The following is a 16,813-nucleotide window of genomic DNA, read 5'->3' on the forward strand; positions in this document are numbered from 1 at the left end:
GGAAGAATTTATGCGCGACTACCCTTCTATTGCCGCAGTGGACTTAGGTTCAAATAGTTTTCACCTTGTTGTAGCAAGAGAAGTAGATGGTCGCCTTCAACTCCTCCATAAAGAAAAACAACGTGTGTACTTAGCCGCGGGCCTTGATGATGATTTTAATTTAAGTGATGACGCGATCGCCCGAGCATTAGATACTCTCTCGCAATTTGCGACGACACTACATGATTTTCCGAAAGAGTCGGTGCAAGTAGTGGCAACCTATACACTGCGAAATTGCAAAAACCTTAATTATTTTCTCGCGAAGGCAAAACAAGTTTTTCCATATCCAATCAATGTGATTTCAGGCCAAGAAGAAGCTCGTCTTATTTACCAAGGGGTCGCCAACCATGAACATGATAGTCATAACCGTTTGGTTATCGACATCGGTGGAGGCAGTACAGAGTTGGTTATTGGTCAGCACCTTACACACAAACTGTTAAGTAGTCGCAATGTGGGCTGCGTGACCATGCAGAAAGCCTACTTTGCTGATGGTAAGCTATCTGCAAAGCGATTCAAAAAAGCCGAAATAAAAGCAGAGCAACAAATTGAGAGCATTACCGCGAGCTACTTAAGGCTCGGCTGGAATACCGTTATCGGTACTTCTGGTACTATTAAAGCGATTGCGGCCATGGTTCAAGAACTCACTCAAGCCGATGAAATTACCCTGCCTATTTTGGAGCAAATTAAGCAGTTATTTATTGATGCTGGACACATAGACAACGTCTCCTTAAAAGCACTACCTGAGGAGCGAAAAACCAGTATTGCTGGCGGCCTTGCTGTACTGATAGCATTGTTTAGACAGCTAGGACTTGAGCGCATGCGCCTTAGTGAATATGCATTGCGAGAAGGCTTATTGTTTGAAATGCATCAAACCAACGAGTTTGATATTCGTACTCGCACAATTAACACGTTCAGCGATCACTATAATATTGATAAGCAACACGCCGACAATATTTGTGAAACCATCAAACTTTTTACCACTCAACTCAAAGAGCAATGGCAACTATCCTCTTATGATGTCGAAATGTTATGTTGGGCAGCAAAACTCCACGAAGTTGGGCTCGCCATTAACTCTTCCGGCATGCATAAACACGGTGCTTATATTGTCAGGCACAGTCAACTTCCAGGCTTTACTCAAGCCCAGCAATTAAGGCTAAGTGCACTTGTTCGCTTTTATCGAAAAAAGATAAAAATGCCAGAGTTAACAGAGTTAATCGAAGAAGAGCTAATCCACTTTAACCGTATTTTGGCTGTGTTTCGTCTCAGCGTTTTAGTGAACCAAAAACGCCAACAAGACCAACTTCCCGAATTAAGTATTACAGCCGTTAATAACGCTTTGATACTTCACATTGCAGCTGGGTGGCTCGAATCACATTCACTGTTTCAAGCAGATTTAGAGCAAGAACAAAACTACTTAAAAACAATAGGTATTCAATTTAACCTGAGCTTTGGATAAGTATGCTGGCTATTGGAAGGGAATTCGACGTCGTTAGAACTGAAACAGGTTGCTAGAAAGGCGCTAATTATCCACAGCTCAAGTTACTTACCTTCTCACATTGACAGGTGAGAGCTACTGTTCATCACCTGCCACAATAGAGAGGATTTCATCTGCATAAGCTCGACTAGAAAGCGCCATATCATAGAGATAATTGGTCGGTGTAGCAGGTCGAATGGCTTGTAAAATAAGCTCAGCTTCTCGCCAGTCATTGCGCTCAATTTCGAATGCTAAACGTAGCGCTCCACCAAGCAACCCTTGATAACTCAGTAACGCGCTGGAAAGCGAATCATCGAGAGAAAATTCTGCTGCTATCACTGCAAGATCAACATCAAGTATCACGTCAAGGATGGACATAAGACCAAGCAAATAGCCGGTTTCAGCCATTTCTTCGCCCCCTGGCATCAAAAATGTTTCCACAAACTTGGCACGAGTTAACCCCATTCTTGTCAGCTCACTGGGTTTATCTGAACCCAATTCGCTCAACGCGAGTACTTTAACAAACTGCCTAATTGCGTCTTCACCTAAATACACAACGGCTTGAGAGATAGACTTAATTTCTAACCTATCTTCACCAGCTTTCGCGTTCGCCAGTTTTAGCAATCGTGCGGTTAAACTCAGATCTTTACTTACTCTAGTTTGTATTTCTTTGAAGCATAAAGACTTTCTGGCAGTGGCTTGTAGCAGCTGAAAGACCACCATTTTCGACGGTTCCACGTTGCCATGGTTGAGCATTTCAGGCTTGGCGAAAAAGAAACCTTGGAAAAAGTCTGCTCCAGATGATTTGATGATCTCGAACTCTTCTTTTGATTCGATACGCTCAACAATCACCTTAATATCTGGATACTGACGCTTGAGCTTTTTTACCGTCATATTGGTTTTTATAATTGGCTGCTCAACCTCTATTTTGACGAATTCCATGAGTGGTAACAACGGATCCCACTTTGACGTGCCATCGTAGTCATCTAGCGCAAAGCGGTAGCCTTTCTCTGTTAACTTAGTCACCGTATTCACCAGTGAAGGAATATTTTTAGAGCGCTCAACGATTTCCACCACAATTTTCTGTGGCGCTAATAAGCTAGGTAATTCCTGCAGCAAGGATTCGTCGGATAGGTTTATAAAGGCAAGCTGTCCCGCGGCCAAACGGTCTACGCCGATAAACATTAAGGAGTTAAAAAACATTCGCCCAGTCGCTTGCCCATCGCTCACCCCTACAGGGAAAGCATTGTTATCTGAGTCTCTGTAAAGCAACTCATAGGCAAAGACTTCTTGATCTGGCCGCAAAATGGCCTGTCGTGCAATATACTGCACTGCTGATTTACGTACTTCAGTCACCGGACCACTCATTAACATTCGTATCCTTTATTAGGTAAAAGGAAACCACGTATCATGGAGCGTATAATATGGTAACGCCCCGAGCAATAAAAAAGTTTCGCTATTTTACAACACTTATAACCAAAAGTTACCAACTTATTAAACTAAGTCCTTATAAAGAGTAGGCTTTTAATTCACAGAACGCCAGCGGCTTGCCTGTCTAAGAAAAGTTAAGCTAAGATGAGTGCATGAAGCAAGTTTTGATCGTCTGGTTATTCGCCTTTGCCGGTTTGACTAAGGCAGAACAAGTCCCCTACTTAAAATACAGTTTAAGTGGCTCGGGAAGCTTTTACCCTTATTTTACTCACAGTGAAGATGCGCCCGGGATCCTACCCGAAATGGTGGAAGCCATTTTGGTAAAGGCAAATATCAAAGGCGATAACTTACTTCTCCCAGCTAAACGTACTAACTTTTATTTAGAAAAGCAGCAAATTGATTTTGATATTATCAGCCCAGATTGGTTGAACGAACAGCAAAAGCAAGATGATAGATTTATCTATTCAGACCCCATTCTACCTATTAAAGAGTACGTTGTTACCCGTCAGTCTCAACCTCCAGTACTAACCCTAGCGGGTATCGAAGTTGGCACAGTGAGAGGCTACTACTACCATGATGACCAATTATTCGAGCGAGTTGATTTCGCATCCGAAAAGGAACTACTTCAGGCCTTAAACTTACGGCGGATTGAGTATATTATCATTGGTGATTTACCCGCATTATATTGGTCAGAACAACTTGGTATTACTTTTAGCTTCAACCAGCTACATTCAGAAGGGATGTTGCAGCTACGCCTGTTAGCTAAGCATCAAGGATTACTTAAGCGGATAAATCAAGCTATCACACAACTTAAACACTCTGGTGAAATTGAAAAAATAGAACAGCAGTATATTTCACAACTGCCTATGCACGCAAAAGGTGGCAGATAACCACTGCTCTGGATATAGATCAAGTTATACGCATAAATTCTTCCCATAAATTGAGCATCAATTGACGCATTTGGTATAATGGCGCTTTTACAGCTTGGGAAATCATTATGACTATCGCTGCCGCGCTTGCTGAGCGCAGTAACAATCAATGTGAGCTATGTACCTCAACGGATGGTCTCGAAGTATACGAAGTACCACCAGTCGCCGAGGCGCATTCTGACAAATGTGTTTATCTTTGTAGCCAGTGCAAACCACAGGTTGAAGGTCAGCAGGATTTAGAAGCCAACCATTGGCACTGTTTAAACGATAGTATGTGGAGCCAAGTTCCTGCCGTTCAGGTTGTTGCCTACCGTATGCTTAAACGCCTCGCGCCAGATAATGGTTGGGCTCAAGATGCATTAGACATGCTGTATCTAGAAGATGAGACTCGAGCATGGGCAGATCAAGCACTTGCAGAGGATGACGACCTTGTTCACCTAGACAGTAACGGGGTGAAACTGAGTGCTGGTGACACAGTGACTTTAATTAAAGACTTGGATGTTAAAGGTAGTAGCCTAGTTGCAAAACGCGGCACTGCGGTACGTAACATTCGCCTCTCGCCTTCAAACCCAGAGCATATTGAAGGTCGTGTAGAAGGTCAAAACATCGTTATTTTAACGAAGTTTGTTAAGAAATAACTAGGCCCTAAGATAAACTGCTAAGTCTCTTCAAGACCTTATCGACTAGGGCCTGTTGATCTTTGCTGTTTGATTTTTGTTCTCCTGAGTGTGTTTTGGTCGCGACGCTCGACTTGCCGCCTAGTAATCTAGGCAAAAGTTGAGCAACAATGAACAAAGCGCACTCAGGTGAACCCAAAGGGCAGCGCTTGATTAGCATTTCTACTGTGTTCTCGCCTGACTCACATAGAATAACTATGCTACGCAGGCTCTGCCTTGTACAAATACCAATCAAACTGCTGCAAAAACAAACTTGAAAGGTAAACAGGCCCTAGATAACCTGAGCTGCGGATAATTAATGCCTTTCTAGCAGCCAGTTTTAGCGCTAACTGCGTTGAATTCACTTCCAATAGCCAGCTATTGGTGCGTAAATTCGCCTTGTTTTCCCTAAAACTCTCTGGCTAGAAAAGGAAAAAACTAAGCTGTTCTTTAGAAACAATGAGTTGGAACATTCCTTATCCAAACCTCAGGTTAGATAGCTTAGCAGTTTATTTTTACTATTCTTCTACTAATTGAATGCTGCGGTAAAACGCACCATCATCCTCAGCCAATAACGAAACCAGCTCAGGCAACACTTTATCCATGATTTTCTTTAAGGTCCAAGGCGGATTGATCACCATCATACCAGAAGCCGTCATGCCTCGTTCTTGTGTATCTGCGCGGGTGGCAAGTTCAAACACTTGAATATTACGCACTCCAGATTCAATCAGGCTCGACTCCATTGCATCAATGCGTTCACGGTCAACAACGGGATACCAGATCATATAGACGCCGGAATCAAACTTTTTGTGCGCTTTTATGATGCTTTTGACCGCAACATCATAATCGGATTTGATCTCATAAGGAGGATCCATTAGCACGCAGGCTCTGCGTGAAGCTGGAGGCACCAATCCTAATAGCCCTTTAAAACCGTCACTCCCAGTGACGCGCAGTGACTTTTTATGTGCCGTATTTTGCTTTAACAGCTCAAGATCTTTTGGATGTAGCTCAAAAAACCAACCGTTATCCTGACGACGTAAGAAGTGCTCCGCTACCTTAGGAGAACCGGGATAATGGCTTAATTTATCGCCTTCGTTAAATGATTTGATTAATGCAACATAATCGCTAATTGCCGACACGGATCCAGAATAATCCCACAGCTTAGCGATGCCTTGCAGATACTCCTGAGTTTTTTGTGCATCACTACTCGCTAGCTCAAAAAAACCAGCGCCAGAGTGCGTATCCACGTAATCGTACGGCTTATCTTTTTTAGCCATGTATGACAAAGCTTCTGCCAATACTAAATGTTTGATCACATCGGCAGGGTTTCCTGCATGAAAAGAATGTCGGTAACTGAGCATAACCCCGCCTTGATAAAAATAATAACAACACAGGTGAAATAAACCTGAGCTAAATTTGAGCAATGATTCATCAATTTTTAACTTTAGACTGAATCACTTCTGAACAAAATATTCCAATATCGGCATTATCTCTTAAAAGTTGAGAAAAATCAGCAGAAAGTCGCGTAAACACTAGCATCCTTAGCCGCTTTGTTTTACATTTGCATGACAAATCACAGTCATATGAGCGCATTTATGAATAACCAAGATCTCCAAAAACTCGACCAGTTGATTGACCAACTTTTGAGCCAAAATAACCAGTTAAAATCGGAAGTTTCGGCACTGAAAGAACAAAATCAAAAACTCATCGATGAAAATGAAACCCTACAGCTTGAAATGCTAGAAAGCGAAGAAAAGCAAAAAGAATTTAGTTCATCTTTATCTGGCCTACTTGATAAGTTGCAAACTCAACAGGCTAGCTAATGTCTGAGCAGAATAACCAAGTAACAGTAACGTTACTTGGCAAGTCACATCAATTTGCATGTGCGCCAGATCAAGAAGAAGCGCTGCATAACGCCGTAGCGCTTTTAGACCGACGTGTAGAAGAAATGCGTAAACGCTCAACCGTTCGCAATGATCACAATGCGTTACTACTCGCAGCCTTACACCTTTGTCATGATTTACAAGCATTGGAAGCAAAGCAACAGCAAGACGCAGAGTTCGTTTCCACGCTCATCGACAAGTTAGTGCTGCCTGCAGGCGAATAATGCCGACATACTGGAGCAACCCTATCTTATGTAGCATCTCTCTAGTTTGGGGTCTCATTCTATTGGCGGCGAGTTTTCAAAGTACTGCCGCCAATGCTAATCAGTTCCATAAAATCAATGACGCGGTTTATTTTATCAAAGGAAAAGATAGCGCTTTACAGCCCAATCAAGCTTTAGTTATCGGCAAACAGTGTGCACTGTTGGCATCCATACATGGCGATCTTGTCACCACAGAGGCCTTGATCCACGAATTAGAAAAGCGCCTCACCGTTCCGCTTTGTTACGTAATCTCTTTGCATGCCGATATCAAACAAGACACCAGCATAGTGCTACTCAAGCATGCTTATCCAAATTTACAATGGCTAAGCCCAACGGCAACATCAGCCAACGCATTGACGAGGGCCTTTCACGCACAGCTTGAGCTTTTTAACCAAAGCGTCATGCTTAGTGAAAATCGTATCGCGTCTCTAGAACCAAGTGAACGAACGAAGTGGCAAACCAAACTTGCACTGGCAAAAAGTAGGATTGCAACGTGGTCCAAGCTCGCCACACAAGCGCCATCAAGTAAAGCCATTGATAACGCGCCTAAAACCGTGGAGCTAGGAGGTGTAGTGGTTGAGCTTACTCAAGTCACGGGCTTTAGCGGTCATGACATCAGTGTTTATCTGCCAAAATATCAAGGCTTGATAGCAGGTTATAGCGTGGATCAGATCCCACTTGCGCATTTACCGCATACTACACAGTGGCAGCAAACTATTACTCGCTTTAATCGCTATGCACTTGATTGGATATTACCTGCAACAGGAAAACCCTATCGTCCTGAAATGCTGAGCACTCCAGCACAATTTTTGGCTTTATTAGCGTTACAAGATAGTCAACAAGTGGTTGAAAAGATAAGCATTCTATATCCAAATAAACACATGCAGCAACGCGCGTTATTACAGTGGCAACACTTTCAGCAGCAAAGAAATTTTGAATAAAACTTAACCTCTCGGTATAGTTAAAGGATGAACAGAGTATTAATACAGCTAAGCGGGTTAATATTATTAACCATGCTCTCTGGATGTAAAAGCAGTAGCAGTCCACAGGTGAGTAGGCAAGCCATTTTGTCAGCTCTCACACAAGTGCCCGTAGAAAAGCCAGTCATGCCTCCAGCTATCGTTGAGGTAGAACCACCCAAAATCACTACCGTTAAAGCCCCCCTCAGAGACGATGATTTATGGCAACACATACGCCAAAAGCTCAGTTTTAATACTGCATCTCACCCAAGGCTTGATAAGCGCATAAAATGGTATTTATCACAGCCTAATTATCTCAATGTGGTAAATAAGCGCGCCGCTCCCTATTTTTATCACGTAGTAAAAAAGGTAGAACGCAAAGGTCTTCCTGTTGAAATCGCATTACTTCCTTTTGTCGAAAGTGACTTTAGACCAAAGGCCAAATCGCAACAAAATGCTGTTGGAGTTTGGCAGTTAGTGGATGCCACTGCCTACCATTTCGGCATCAAGAAAGACGAATGGTATGACGGTCGACAGGATGTGTTAGCATCGACTGACGCCGCGCTTGATTATTTGCTGTATTTGCATGAACGCTTTGATGGCGACTGGCTACACGCGCTTGCGGCCTACAACACAGGTGAAGGGCGTGTCAAAAAAGCCATCGCAAAGAATAAAAAAGCAGGAAAGTCGACCCACTTTTGGCACTTAACATTACCAAAAGAAACCGCAGACTACGTGCCCAAACTCTTAGCGCTCAGCCACTTACTAAAAACCTCACCCAAGGGTTTTAAGATACCAAGTTTGCCCAACAAGGCCACTACGTCGATACTTGATATTGGACAGCAATTTGACGTCAATCAACTGGCTAAACTCAGTGGTATCAAAAAGCGTCAACTATACGCACTCAATCAAGGGATCTTAAAACATAGAAGCTCTCCAAACGGTCCACACAAAGTGTTATTGCCATTATCCGAGCAAGCATTATTGGAAAGTGCATTTTTCAGGGAAAACTTCAGCCAAGGCTACACTGTCAAAGCTAACGACACACTCTACCGCATCGCATTAAATGCGGGGATGAGTGTTAGTGCACTAAAAGCGCTGAACAATAAGCGCTCTGATTTGATCCGAGTTGGCGAAAAGCTATTAGTTTCCGAGAGTAATGAGCAGTTAGACTTACTCATCGACTATGACGTAAGCCCTTATATTAAAGAAATAAAAGCCAAGCCCATACCTCAAGTGGAACATCACCACACCATAAAACAAGGCGAGTCATTGTGGACTATCAGCCGTCACTACAAGGTCGCGGTAAAAGATTTATTAAATTGGAATTCACTCACGGCGCAGAGTCTATTAAAACCTGGCAAAGTGTTAATGGTGTTTTTACCAGCTCCTGCTGCACCAAAAAGCAATAAGACTCAACCAGCTAGCTCCTCAATCTCTAGCATTGAAGCGCTCCAATCAATACTGCGCCATGGCAAGCCAAAGCAAAGTGAGAGCCCAAATTAAAGGGATAGACTTGCGTCCAAGAAGCGCACTCACGTAAACTACACGCTTTACAGGTGGATGCTAAATGGCGTCACCGAACACTATTTATTTAAGGTTTACTTATGCAAATTGCAAAGAACACAGTGGTAGAGTTTCACTACACACTTCACGAAGGTGACAGCCAAATCGAATCAAGCAAAGAAGGCGAGCCACTAAACTACCTGCACGGTACTGAAGGCATGCTACCAGGTCTTGAAAGTGAACTTGAAGGTAAAACCGGTGGTGATAGCTTTACGGTAACCTTAACGCCAGAGCAAGCTTATGGCGAATATCAAGAAGGTCTAGTGCAGCGCATTCCTATTAAGCACCTTCAAGGTCTTGGTGACAGCAAAGTTTGGAAGCCAGGCATGACTGCTATTGTCGATTCAAACCAAGGTCGTCATCAGGTTAAGGTAGTAAAAGTAGGACGCTTTAATGCGGATTGCGACTTAAACCACCCATTCGCAGGCAAAACGCTAACGTTTGATGTTGAGATCCTTTCTGTACGCGAAGCAACTGCAGAAGAAATTTCACACGGTCACGTACACGCTGCTGGCGGCTGCGGACACTAATGATGAACCAAGTTGCCATCGTTACCGGTGGCAGCTTTGGCATTGGCGCCGCCATTGTCAACAAGCTGCTATCGCAACAATACACCGTTTATAACCTCGATATTCAGCCCAGTGAACAAGGGATTTTTCGCCATTGTGACGTCAGTAAAGTCGCCGATGTAAAAGCAACAATTGCAGATATAGTCGCAGAAACAGGGAAAATAGATGCGCTTGTTTCAAACGCGGGGAAACATCTGAGTGCTACAATCGAAGATACCGATGAAGCCACATTTGACGCCCTTTTTGCATTGAATGTGAAAGGCGCTTACGCTGCCATTCAAGCCGTATTACCAAGCATGAAGTCACAAGGTAGCGGTAGCATCGTATTGATGTCTTCGGATCAGGCGGTTATTGGTAAACCTAACTCCTTCGCTTATAACCTGTCTAAATGTGCACTTGCTTCGATGGCGAAAACCACAGCACTGGATTACGCCAAATTTAACATTCGCGCGAATGCAGTGTGCCCTGGCACAATTGAAACTCCGTTATTCCATCATGCCATTGATAGTTACTGTGCGCGCAGCGGCGCTGATAAAGCAGAAATCGTTGCAGAAGAAGCCCAGTTGCAGCCATTGGGTCGATTAGGGCAACCGCAAGAGGTTGCAGCGCTGGTTGCTTTCTTGCTAAGTGAGGATGCGAGCTTTATCACAGGTAGCCTACAAAGCATTGATGGCGGTTATACTGCACAGTAAAAAAGGAATGCGTGATGAGTCTGAGAGTTATTGATAGCCACCTACACTTTTTCGATTTAGCGTTAGGACAATATTCTTGGCTCAAACACAACCCGCCCGCTTGGCCTAATCTGGAAAAAATAAGGCAGAATCATACCCTTACTAGTCTTCCCCAACATGCACAGTTTACACTCGAAGCCTTGGTGCATGTGGAAGCCGGTTTTGATAATCACAATCCCATCAACGAATTACATTGGTTAAATCAGGAACTATGCAGCTTTCCTTTTAAAGCCGTCGGTTACGCCCCTATTAACGCAACGCCTGAGCAATTTAGCGCAGCCATAGCACAGTTAGCACATCCTCACCTCGTGGCGATAAGAGACATCACCGAAGGCTGTGACAGCCAACGTTTATCCGCGCCTTTCGTGCTCGAAAATCTCACCTGTCTTGCCGAGCATGGACTACATTTTGAGGCGCAATTAGAATTTAAACAAAGCGAAAAAGTCGACCTTTTATTACAACTTGCAGAACAAAAAGCTGACCTTAAAATCGTATTTAACCATGCAGGGTTTATTGACGCTAACAGTCCTTGTACAGATATATTAAGGCGCATTGGAGCGCTTAATAATGTCATGATCAAGTGCTCTGGCCACGAAATGTTAGCAAACCCACTCACACTCTCTGAGTGGCTTACTCACTTAATCACACATGCGGGAGAAGAGAGCCTAATGCTAGGTTCGAATTATCCGGTTTCTCTTATGCAAAAAAGCTATTGGCAAATATGGCAGGATTATTTAGACGTGATAGGCATATCGTCAACTTGGCATAAACTCAGCCGAGACAATGCCAAAAGTTGCTATGGACTATGAGCGGATCTGGACGAGATCGTAAGCAACTAGCTCAGGTACTATGCGCTGTAGTTTTTCTTCCGTTTGATCTAAGGTGTTTAAGCACTCGCAATATTCTGCCGCTTTTTCTTCTAATTGATGGGCCTTTTTCTGCAGCGATTTATCTATCTCTTTCGAAATAATCTCCATGCGTTGCCCCATATCGTTGATGCGATCTTCGATATTCCCTTCGCGAGATTTAAATGCATCCCCCAAAGAGACTAAAATAGAGCCCAACGAACCATGAACAGCAGAGTGAATTTTTTGGCTGATCTCTTTAGTAAAAAAATCATCAATTTTAGAAAGTGACTGTGGTGCGATAAAAAAGAAATCATCTCCACGCTTAAACTTATCCATCAGCGCACGTTCAACGTATTGCAACTGCGTTTTGAGCACTTCGGGCTCTTTGTCGGACATCCCCTCAACCACCTGCTCAATCGCACTCAATCCGAGGTTGACGCCATCGGTTGCCAGATTTACCAGCTCAGGAACGGTATCCCGTATTCCTAAAGAGTACTCGCGCACAACTCTCTCCCCTTCCGGATCTAACTCAATCCAGCGACCTAGAATAAAGAGCTGACTATCATTGTTGATTTGGATTCGAGTCTGACCATCATCAACGATACGAATTTCGTTGTCGGTGATGATAAGACCATGCCCAAGTTCAACATCGCACTTATTTTTTGCATGTACGGAAGACGCCAATACGGCACAAGACAAGGCTATCGCGCTGAGTAATCGATTCATATGGCCTCCTGTGTGCAGAACGTAAGACGGGAAAGGGGTGCTTCAGGAGAGTACCAAAAGATCAAACAATCCCAAAGCCATTTTAGACGGATGAAAGTAACAAGCTATGTCTTACTGGCAATATTAGAGATCCATACCCGTCAGCATTAAAGGCAGTAGCAATACCACTAACTAAGGGCTATTGATAGTATCTCACTAACCTGACAAAGGCATCCGCAGTTTTAATGGTTGGATTATTTTTACCATCAGCAAACTGATACACCCAAGCAAACTGAGGTTGACTAGTCTGGGTCGTCGCAGACCAGTAATTATTACTTTTGGTCGTTGGAAATACCGTTATGTTTATCGCTGGAGTCACACACTCGTGATACACAATACTGGCAAGCTCTTTAACGTTAGGTACTTGCCAGTCTGTAAACCCTGCAAATTGGTCTTCGTTGGCAACCACCAATGCCTGCTGCCAAGTAAGTTGCTGAGCATTGTCTTCACAGCTTTGAGAAGTCGCGTTGTAACTTTGCCCAAAGTTGCAGCGCTGCCACATTAATCCCGTTTGGCTATCCAGCACTGTACCGTTGCTATTTATCGTATAACGGCTGGTATTGGAGCCAGTACCAACGCAAGTTTGCGCTTGGCAAACAGCCGTGAATGACAGAGTAAATAGTATAGTTGTAATAATTTTCATACCACGCTCCCTAAGGATTCCTAACCAACCTAACAAATGCGCTGCTAGACTTTTCTACTGCAAAATCATTGCCCGTATCCATGTCGATAACATAAGCCCTTCTCAGCGTGCCACCGGTACCATCTAAACTCGACTGCAAGGTCCAGTAATAGCGATGACCAAGTGTTGTTGTGCTAGGTAAGTTAGGGAAAAGCGCTTCATCTATCACCGCAGTACCTGCACTGCCGTAATCTAGTAGTCCAAGTAGTTCCATATAAGTTGGTAAGCGCCAATTGTTACCACCACAGTAACTTTGCTCTCCAACGGCAGGGTTATTTACTTCATCAATCAAAGCTTGAATACCACAGTGACTATCCTGCGGGCAGGTTGTATTTGCTGCGGCCTGCACACTCCCCTCGGCAATCGCTCCATCTACCTCAACATACCAGGTATAACTATTTTGTGCGTTGCGAGAAGAAGTGTTTGGTAATGTACCCGAACTCGCTTCTTTTACTTCCCAAATAAGTCCCGTGACGTTATCACGAACGCAAGCAAAGTCGGTAGCGTCATCAGGCAGTTCATCCGCAAAGCGATTTAGTTTGGTAAAGTCAAAACCTGCTCGACCACTGCCTTCTTTCGCCACCTGAGTGGCAAAATTATCACGCCCACGCTGTGCATCTTGAGCCGTAAACTGCGTCATACTACAGGTGATCACATCCGTATTGTTAAAACACGCGGTTTGGCCACTGTCGTTTAGTTTACCTAATGGCTTTTTCTCTATATCAATGCGCACGGTGTCGGTAGCTGAACGGTTTTGTGAGTCAGTAACGGTCAGCTCAAATTCCACTTGAGACAAAATATTTTGATCTGGTGCGTTAAAAGTTGTTGAACACCCGGTAACAGAACTTAATGCTACCTGAGTGCCAGACGTCACTTGCCGCCATACACACTGTTTCTGACCAGATACCGTATCACTGTTTGAACCATCAAGCGTGACCTCATCAAACTCTTGCACTTGCTGGTCGCTCCCAGCATCCGCCACTACTACATCCGAATTCTCAAGTAGCCCGAGGGTAAACTGGGTACTGGCTTGTCCGCCTTCATCATCGGTAACCGTCAACTGCCAGATTGACGCCTGAGAGGTAGCCAATAATGGGTGGACAAAAGATAAAGTAGCTGTATTCAAACCAATTGGCTGTATTGTTGTGGGACCACTCACTTGTTGCCATTGATAAGCAACCACTTGGCCATTTTCGTCTGGATCGGAGGAGCCTGCGCCACTGAGGACAATAGTATCTTTATATTTGGCTGGTAGTGTTTCCGGTGCAGTTTGGCTGATACTTGGTATAGGTAATTGGTTGTTAGATTTGATAGCAACCGTCACTTGGTCGCTTGCAAGACTGCCATCAGGCGCAACATAGTCAACCTGAATAAGTAAATTGACATCGGCTTTGATATCCGGTGCAACAAAAGCGGCTTGTTGCTCCGTAATTGGAAATTCACTGACGTTTGCACCAGAGATAACCTGCCAGTTAAAGGTGCCGCCAGCAGGTGATGCTTGAGCATTCAAGGTGACTTCTGTTTTTTCGGTCACTTGGATATCAGCACCCGCATTAACCGACGCACTGACTTGACTCGGTTCATCACTCCCAGAGCCTCCACCACAACCTGTTAATATTAGCGCAAGTACAACCCAACTTCCCTTGAATGCATTCATATTCTTCCTTATGAACTATAGATAACTTTCTTGATGTATCCGCACAAACAACTTAGTGCCAACTTTACTATAATCTACTTTGTATTCTCGACCATCTAAAGCCTGAATAAACAACAACCGCTTCACTTCACCAAACACATCAATACTCGAAACGTGGACGACTTCTAAATAACGCTCTTTAGCCTCTCTTCGATTTCTCGGCAGCTCTTCCTTAAAAGGCACCAAGCCGTTTGCAGTCACCTTGATTTTTGGGTGTGCTTCACCATTTACAATCACAAGATCTAACTTCTTCTCTTTGTGAATAATGGTATTACGCCCACTTTTAATATAGGCCGTTTCTAAGCTCATATTGGTGTATCCTGTTACATCTTCAGTAGGTGGTTTGTTCTTCTAACAATGCTTTTACCACCTCTTTAGGGTTAAGTTTCCAGCGGTTTAACATGACTGAAAATTGCCAAATATCCCTGTCTAAGGCAGTCGCGGGGATCAATAAATCATATCCCGTCACTGTCTTTAAATTATCCATCCGGTTTGCAAACATTGCCATTAAACCAGTATATTCTTTTCCCGCCTTGGAGCGAAAAACGGTTTCTTCTATCAACCATTCAGATGGGCAGTTGCCATTTTCGCAATGCATTTTAACAGCTTGTAAAAAAATATGCCGCTGCTCGATCAATAATTTACCCGCAAGTCGAGGTGTTAAATTTAATAAAAACGCATCAATATCATTAAGTTTAATACCAACTGCATTTAACTCAAGTGTTTCAACACCTTGTTGAACTTTGGGAATGCCGCTGGAGTGGAAGTTTACAATGGATAGCGGCCAAGCTCCATATTTATGCACATACCTAAACTCTTGTTCTGTAAAGTATAAACTAAAATATGGTTGCTGACTTTTGAGAAAGCCAACAAAAATAGCCACTAACATGGCGCTGGCAAGAAATATTTCTACAATAGTAATAGCAGTACCACGCAAATTGACAAAAAGCATGATAACAATCAAACCAATTGCGCCAACCAGCATAAATTCAACGCCATTGCGATCAGCGGTTGCACGTAGTTTTGCTTCAAGCATGGGTATACCAGACATAGAAGATATACATGATGATCGCCCATGCGACTAATTTACGTATTGTGATGCATCGTTTACATGAATGGCTGCGTTTCATAATATTTAATTTAGGTACAAACACTTAAATTGAATTACATTTTCGTTTAATGCACAAATTTACAGGATATGCCGTCGACTTTGTTAGCCTTTAATTTTGTAAACTAGAGACAAATTATAATCTGGGTCACTTTTATGCGTCATCAATCAGGAAAAGCACTGTTTCCTTTTATCATTGTAGTGCTAGTCGTCATCAGCGGCTATTTATATTTACCAGCCTCGGAAGGCAAAATGAGTGGCAACTCAGCACCCGTAACCTCCGTTCAAGCTCATACCGTAACTAAAGAGGAGCGTATTATTGCTGTTCACTCTATTGGTTCCGCCAGAGCAAATCAAGCAATCAACGTGAGTAGCGCCCAAAGCGACTATGTGGCAGCCCTCTTTTTCGATGACGGAGACGTAGTAAAAAAAGGTGACAAGCTAGTCCAGTTGCGCGATGCCGAAGAGAAGCTCGATATCGAAGCGCTGAAAGTGACGCTAAAGGAAGAAATTAGACAACTAAACCGCCTTAAAGACCTCGCAAAAACTCAATCGGCGGCTCGCTCTCAATTAGAAGCGCAATCAGCAAAGGTTGACACCTTAACGGCACAATTGGAAGCCACCAAAACAAAACTCGCCGAGATGACCATTTATGCGCCATTCGATGGATTATTGGGTACTCGAAATATCTCTATCGGTAGCTTCGTAAACAACAATACTGTGATCACCACACTCGATGACATTAGCATCATCAAAGTGGATTTTCAGGTACCAGAAAAATACCTAGCGCAACTACAGCTTGGTATGCAAGTGAATGCACAAAGCGAAGCTTACCCAGAGCAACTATTTACCGGTAAGGTCTCCCATATTGACCCGCGTATTAATGAACAAACGCGCTCGGTACGAGTGACAGCAAGTTTCACCAATCTAGACCATAAACTCCGCCCAGGTATGCTACTACACATGGGATTGGAACTGGCTCGATTACAAGCCCTTGTGGTGCCAGAAAAAAGCATCATACCAAGACAAGATAAGCATTTTGTATTTGTCATTGACGACCAAGGTAAAGCGCAACAACGTGAAGTGCACCTGCAAACTCGCTTTAGCGGCTGGGTAGCTATCGATGAGGGGCTTACAGAGGGACAACAGGTGATCACGGAAGGCACCCTGAAGATCCGCTCAGGCTCAAAAGTTGAAATAAAGGGGTAAGGCGA

At 43.6% G+C, this 16,813-nt stretch carries 19 protein-coding genes; 11 read left to right on the forward strand and 8 right to left on the reverse strand.

Translation table 11 applies throughout. The annotated features are described in order from the left end of the window. Positions 1–10 precede the first annotated feature (10 nt). The gene (locus PNC201_RS15650; protein WP_102057573.1) at positions 11–1,495 is read left to right on the forward strand and encodes a Ppx/GppA phosphatase family protein; all 1,485 of its coding nucleotides are present in this window, start codon (positions 11–13) and stop codon (positions 1,493–1,495) included. A gap of 114 nt (positions 1,496–1,609) precedes the next feature. Here the strand turns inward: PNC201_RS15650 and PNC201_RS15655 are convergent, their stop codons facing one another. Next, positions 1,610–2,887, reverse strand: a complete 1,278-nt coding sequence (locus PNC201_RS15655; protein ID WP_029215901.1) for an EAL and HDOD domain-containing protein — start codon at positions 2,885–2,887, stop codon at positions 1,610–1,612. 209 nt (positions 2,888–3,096) lie between these two features. Here PNC201_RS15655 and PNC201_RS15660 point away from each other — a divergent pair, with 209 nt between their 5' ends. Both PNC201_RS15660 and PNC201_RS15665 read left to right on the forward strand, forming a co-directional pair. Beyond that, the gene (locus tag PNC201_RS15660) at positions 3,097–3,834 is read left to right on the forward strand and encodes a substrate-binding periplasmic protein (RefSeq protein WP_010607150.1); all 738 of its coding nucleotides are present in this window, start codon (positions 3,097–3,099) and stop codon (positions 3,832–3,834) included. 107 nt (positions 3,835–3,941) lie between these two features. After that, entirely contained in the window at positions 3,942–4,511 is a 570-nt protein-coding gene (locus tag PNC201_RS15665) for a PhnA domain-containing protein (protein ID WP_010374208.1), read from the forward strand. 7 nt (positions 4,512–4,518) lie between these two features. Here PNC201_RS15665 and PNC201_RS23685 read toward each other — a convergent pair whose 3' ends face one another. Beyond that, positions 4,519–4,710 carry a hypothetical protein gene (locus tag PNC201_RS23685; RefSeq protein ID WP_095728048.1) on the reverse strand — a complete coding sequence of 64 codons (192 nt, stop codon included), beginning with the start codon at positions 4,708–4,710 and terminating at the stop codon, positions 4,519–4,521. Positions 4,711–5,047: 337 nt separating this feature from the next. Beyond that, positions 5,048–5,890, reverse strand: coding sequence for a 23S rRNA (adenine(2030)-N(6))-methyltransferase RlmJ (locus tag PNC201_RS15675; RefSeq protein WP_102057574.1), 843 nt, complete (start codon positions 5,888–5,890; stop codon positions 5,048–5,050). 234 nt (positions 5,891–6,124) lie between these two features. Between PNC201_RS15675 and PNC201_RS15680 the strand changes: the two genes are divergently transcribed. From PNC201_RS15680 to PNC201_RS15710, 7 genes are all read left to right on the forward strand, one after another. Then, positions 6,125–6,352, forward strand: a complete 228-nt coding sequence (locus PNC201_RS15680; RefSeq protein ID WP_010374211.1) for a hypothetical protein — start codon at positions 6,125–6,127, stop codon at positions 6,350–6,352. After that, positions 6,352–6,636 (forward strand): cell division protein ZapA, encoded by a 285-nt coding sequence (locus PNC201_RS15685; RefSeq protein ID WP_010607148.1) that lies wholly within the window; start codon positions 6,352–6,354, stop codon positions 6,634–6,636. Before PNC201_RS15680 ends, PNC201_RS15685 begins: the two co-directional genes overlap by 1 nt. Continuing rightward, the gene (locus PNC201_RS15690; protein ID WP_102057575.1) at positions 6,636–7,616 is read left to right on the forward strand and encodes a hypothetical protein; all 981 of its coding nucleotides are present in this window, start codon (positions 6,636–6,638) and stop codon (positions 7,614–7,616) included. Before PNC201_RS15685 ends, PNC201_RS15690 begins: the two co-directional genes overlap by 1 nt. 27 nt (positions 7,617–7,643) lie before the next feature. Next, positions 7,644–9,140 (forward strand): LysM peptidoglycan-binding domain-containing protein, encoded by a 1,497-nt coding sequence (locus PNC201_RS15695; RefSeq protein ID WP_442793311.1) that lies wholly within the window; start codon positions 7,644–7,646, stop codon positions 9,138–9,140. Positions 9,141–9,241: 101 nt separating this feature from the next. Next, the gene (locus PNC201_RS15700) at positions 9,242–9,730 is read left to right on the forward strand and encodes an FKBP-type peptidyl-prolyl cis-trans isomerase (RefSeq protein ID WP_010607145.1); all 489 of its coding nucleotides are present in this window, start codon (positions 9,242–9,244) and stop codon (positions 9,728–9,730) included. A 2-nt stretch (positions 9,731–9,732) separates the two neighbouring features. Next, entirely contained in the window at positions 9,733–10,461 is a 729-nt protein-coding gene (locus tag PNC201_RS15705) for an SDR family NAD(P)-dependent oxidoreductase (protein WP_010374223.1), read from the forward strand. Positions 10,462–10,475: 14 nt separating this feature from the next. Then, entirely contained in the window at positions 10,476–11,309 is an 834-nt protein-coding gene (locus PNC201_RS15710) for an amidohydrolase family protein (protein ID WP_102057576.1), read from the forward strand. Here PNC201_RS15710 and PNC201_RS15715 read toward each other — a convergent pair. From PNC201_RS15715 to PNC201_RS15735, 5 genes are all read right to left on the reverse strand, one after another. Continuing rightward, positions 11,304–12,074: a YggN family protein gene (locus tag PNC201_RS15715; RefSeq protein WP_102057577.1), complete on the reverse strand. Its 771-nt coding sequence runs from the start codon at positions 12,072–12,074 to the stop codon at positions 11,304–11,306. The genes PNC201_RS15710 and PNC201_RS15715 overlap by 6 nt on opposite strands. Positions 12,075–12,252: 178 nt before the next feature. After that, the gene (locus tag PNC201_RS15720) at positions 12,253–12,756 is read right to left on the reverse strand and encodes an Lcl C-terminal domain-containing protein (protein WP_010607142.1); all 504 of its coding nucleotides are present in this window, start codon (positions 12,754–12,756) and stop codon (positions 12,253–12,255) included. 10 nt (positions 12,757–12,766) lie between these two features. Continuing rightward, positions 12,767–14,452, reverse strand: a complete 1,686-nt coding sequence (locus PNC201_RS15725; RefSeq protein ID WP_102057578.1) for an Lcl C-terminal domain-containing protein — start codon at positions 14,450–14,452, stop codon at positions 12,767–12,769. Between the two features lie 15 nt (positions 14,453–14,467). Beyond that, a complete protein-coding gene (locus PNC201_RS15730) occupies positions 14,468–14,800 on the reverse strand; it encodes a hypothetical protein (RefSeq protein ID WP_102057579.1) in 333 nt (110 codons plus the stop codon). Positions 14,801–14,822: 22 nt separating this feature from the next. Beyond that, a complete protein-coding gene (locus PNC201_RS15735; protein ID WP_010607139.1) occupies positions 14,823–15,542 on the reverse strand; it encodes a DUF2982 domain-containing protein in 720 nt (239 codons plus the stop codon). Positions 15,543–15,755: 213 nt separating this feature from the next. Between PNC201_RS15735 and PNC201_RS15740 the strand changes: the two genes are divergently transcribed. Next, positions 15,756–16,808 (forward strand): efflux RND transporter periplasmic adaptor subunit, encoded by a 1,053-nt coding sequence (locus PNC201_RS15740; RefSeq protein WP_010607138.1) that lies wholly within the window; start codon positions 15,756–15,758, stop codon positions 16,806–16,808. The last annotated feature ends 5 nt before the right edge of the window (positions 16,809–16,813 follow it).

It is taken from the genome of Pseudoalteromonas sp. NC201, assembly GCF_002850255.1.
Classification (GTDB): Bacteria; Pseudomonadota; Gammaproteobacteria; order Enterobacterales; family Alteromonadaceae; genus Pseudoalteromonas.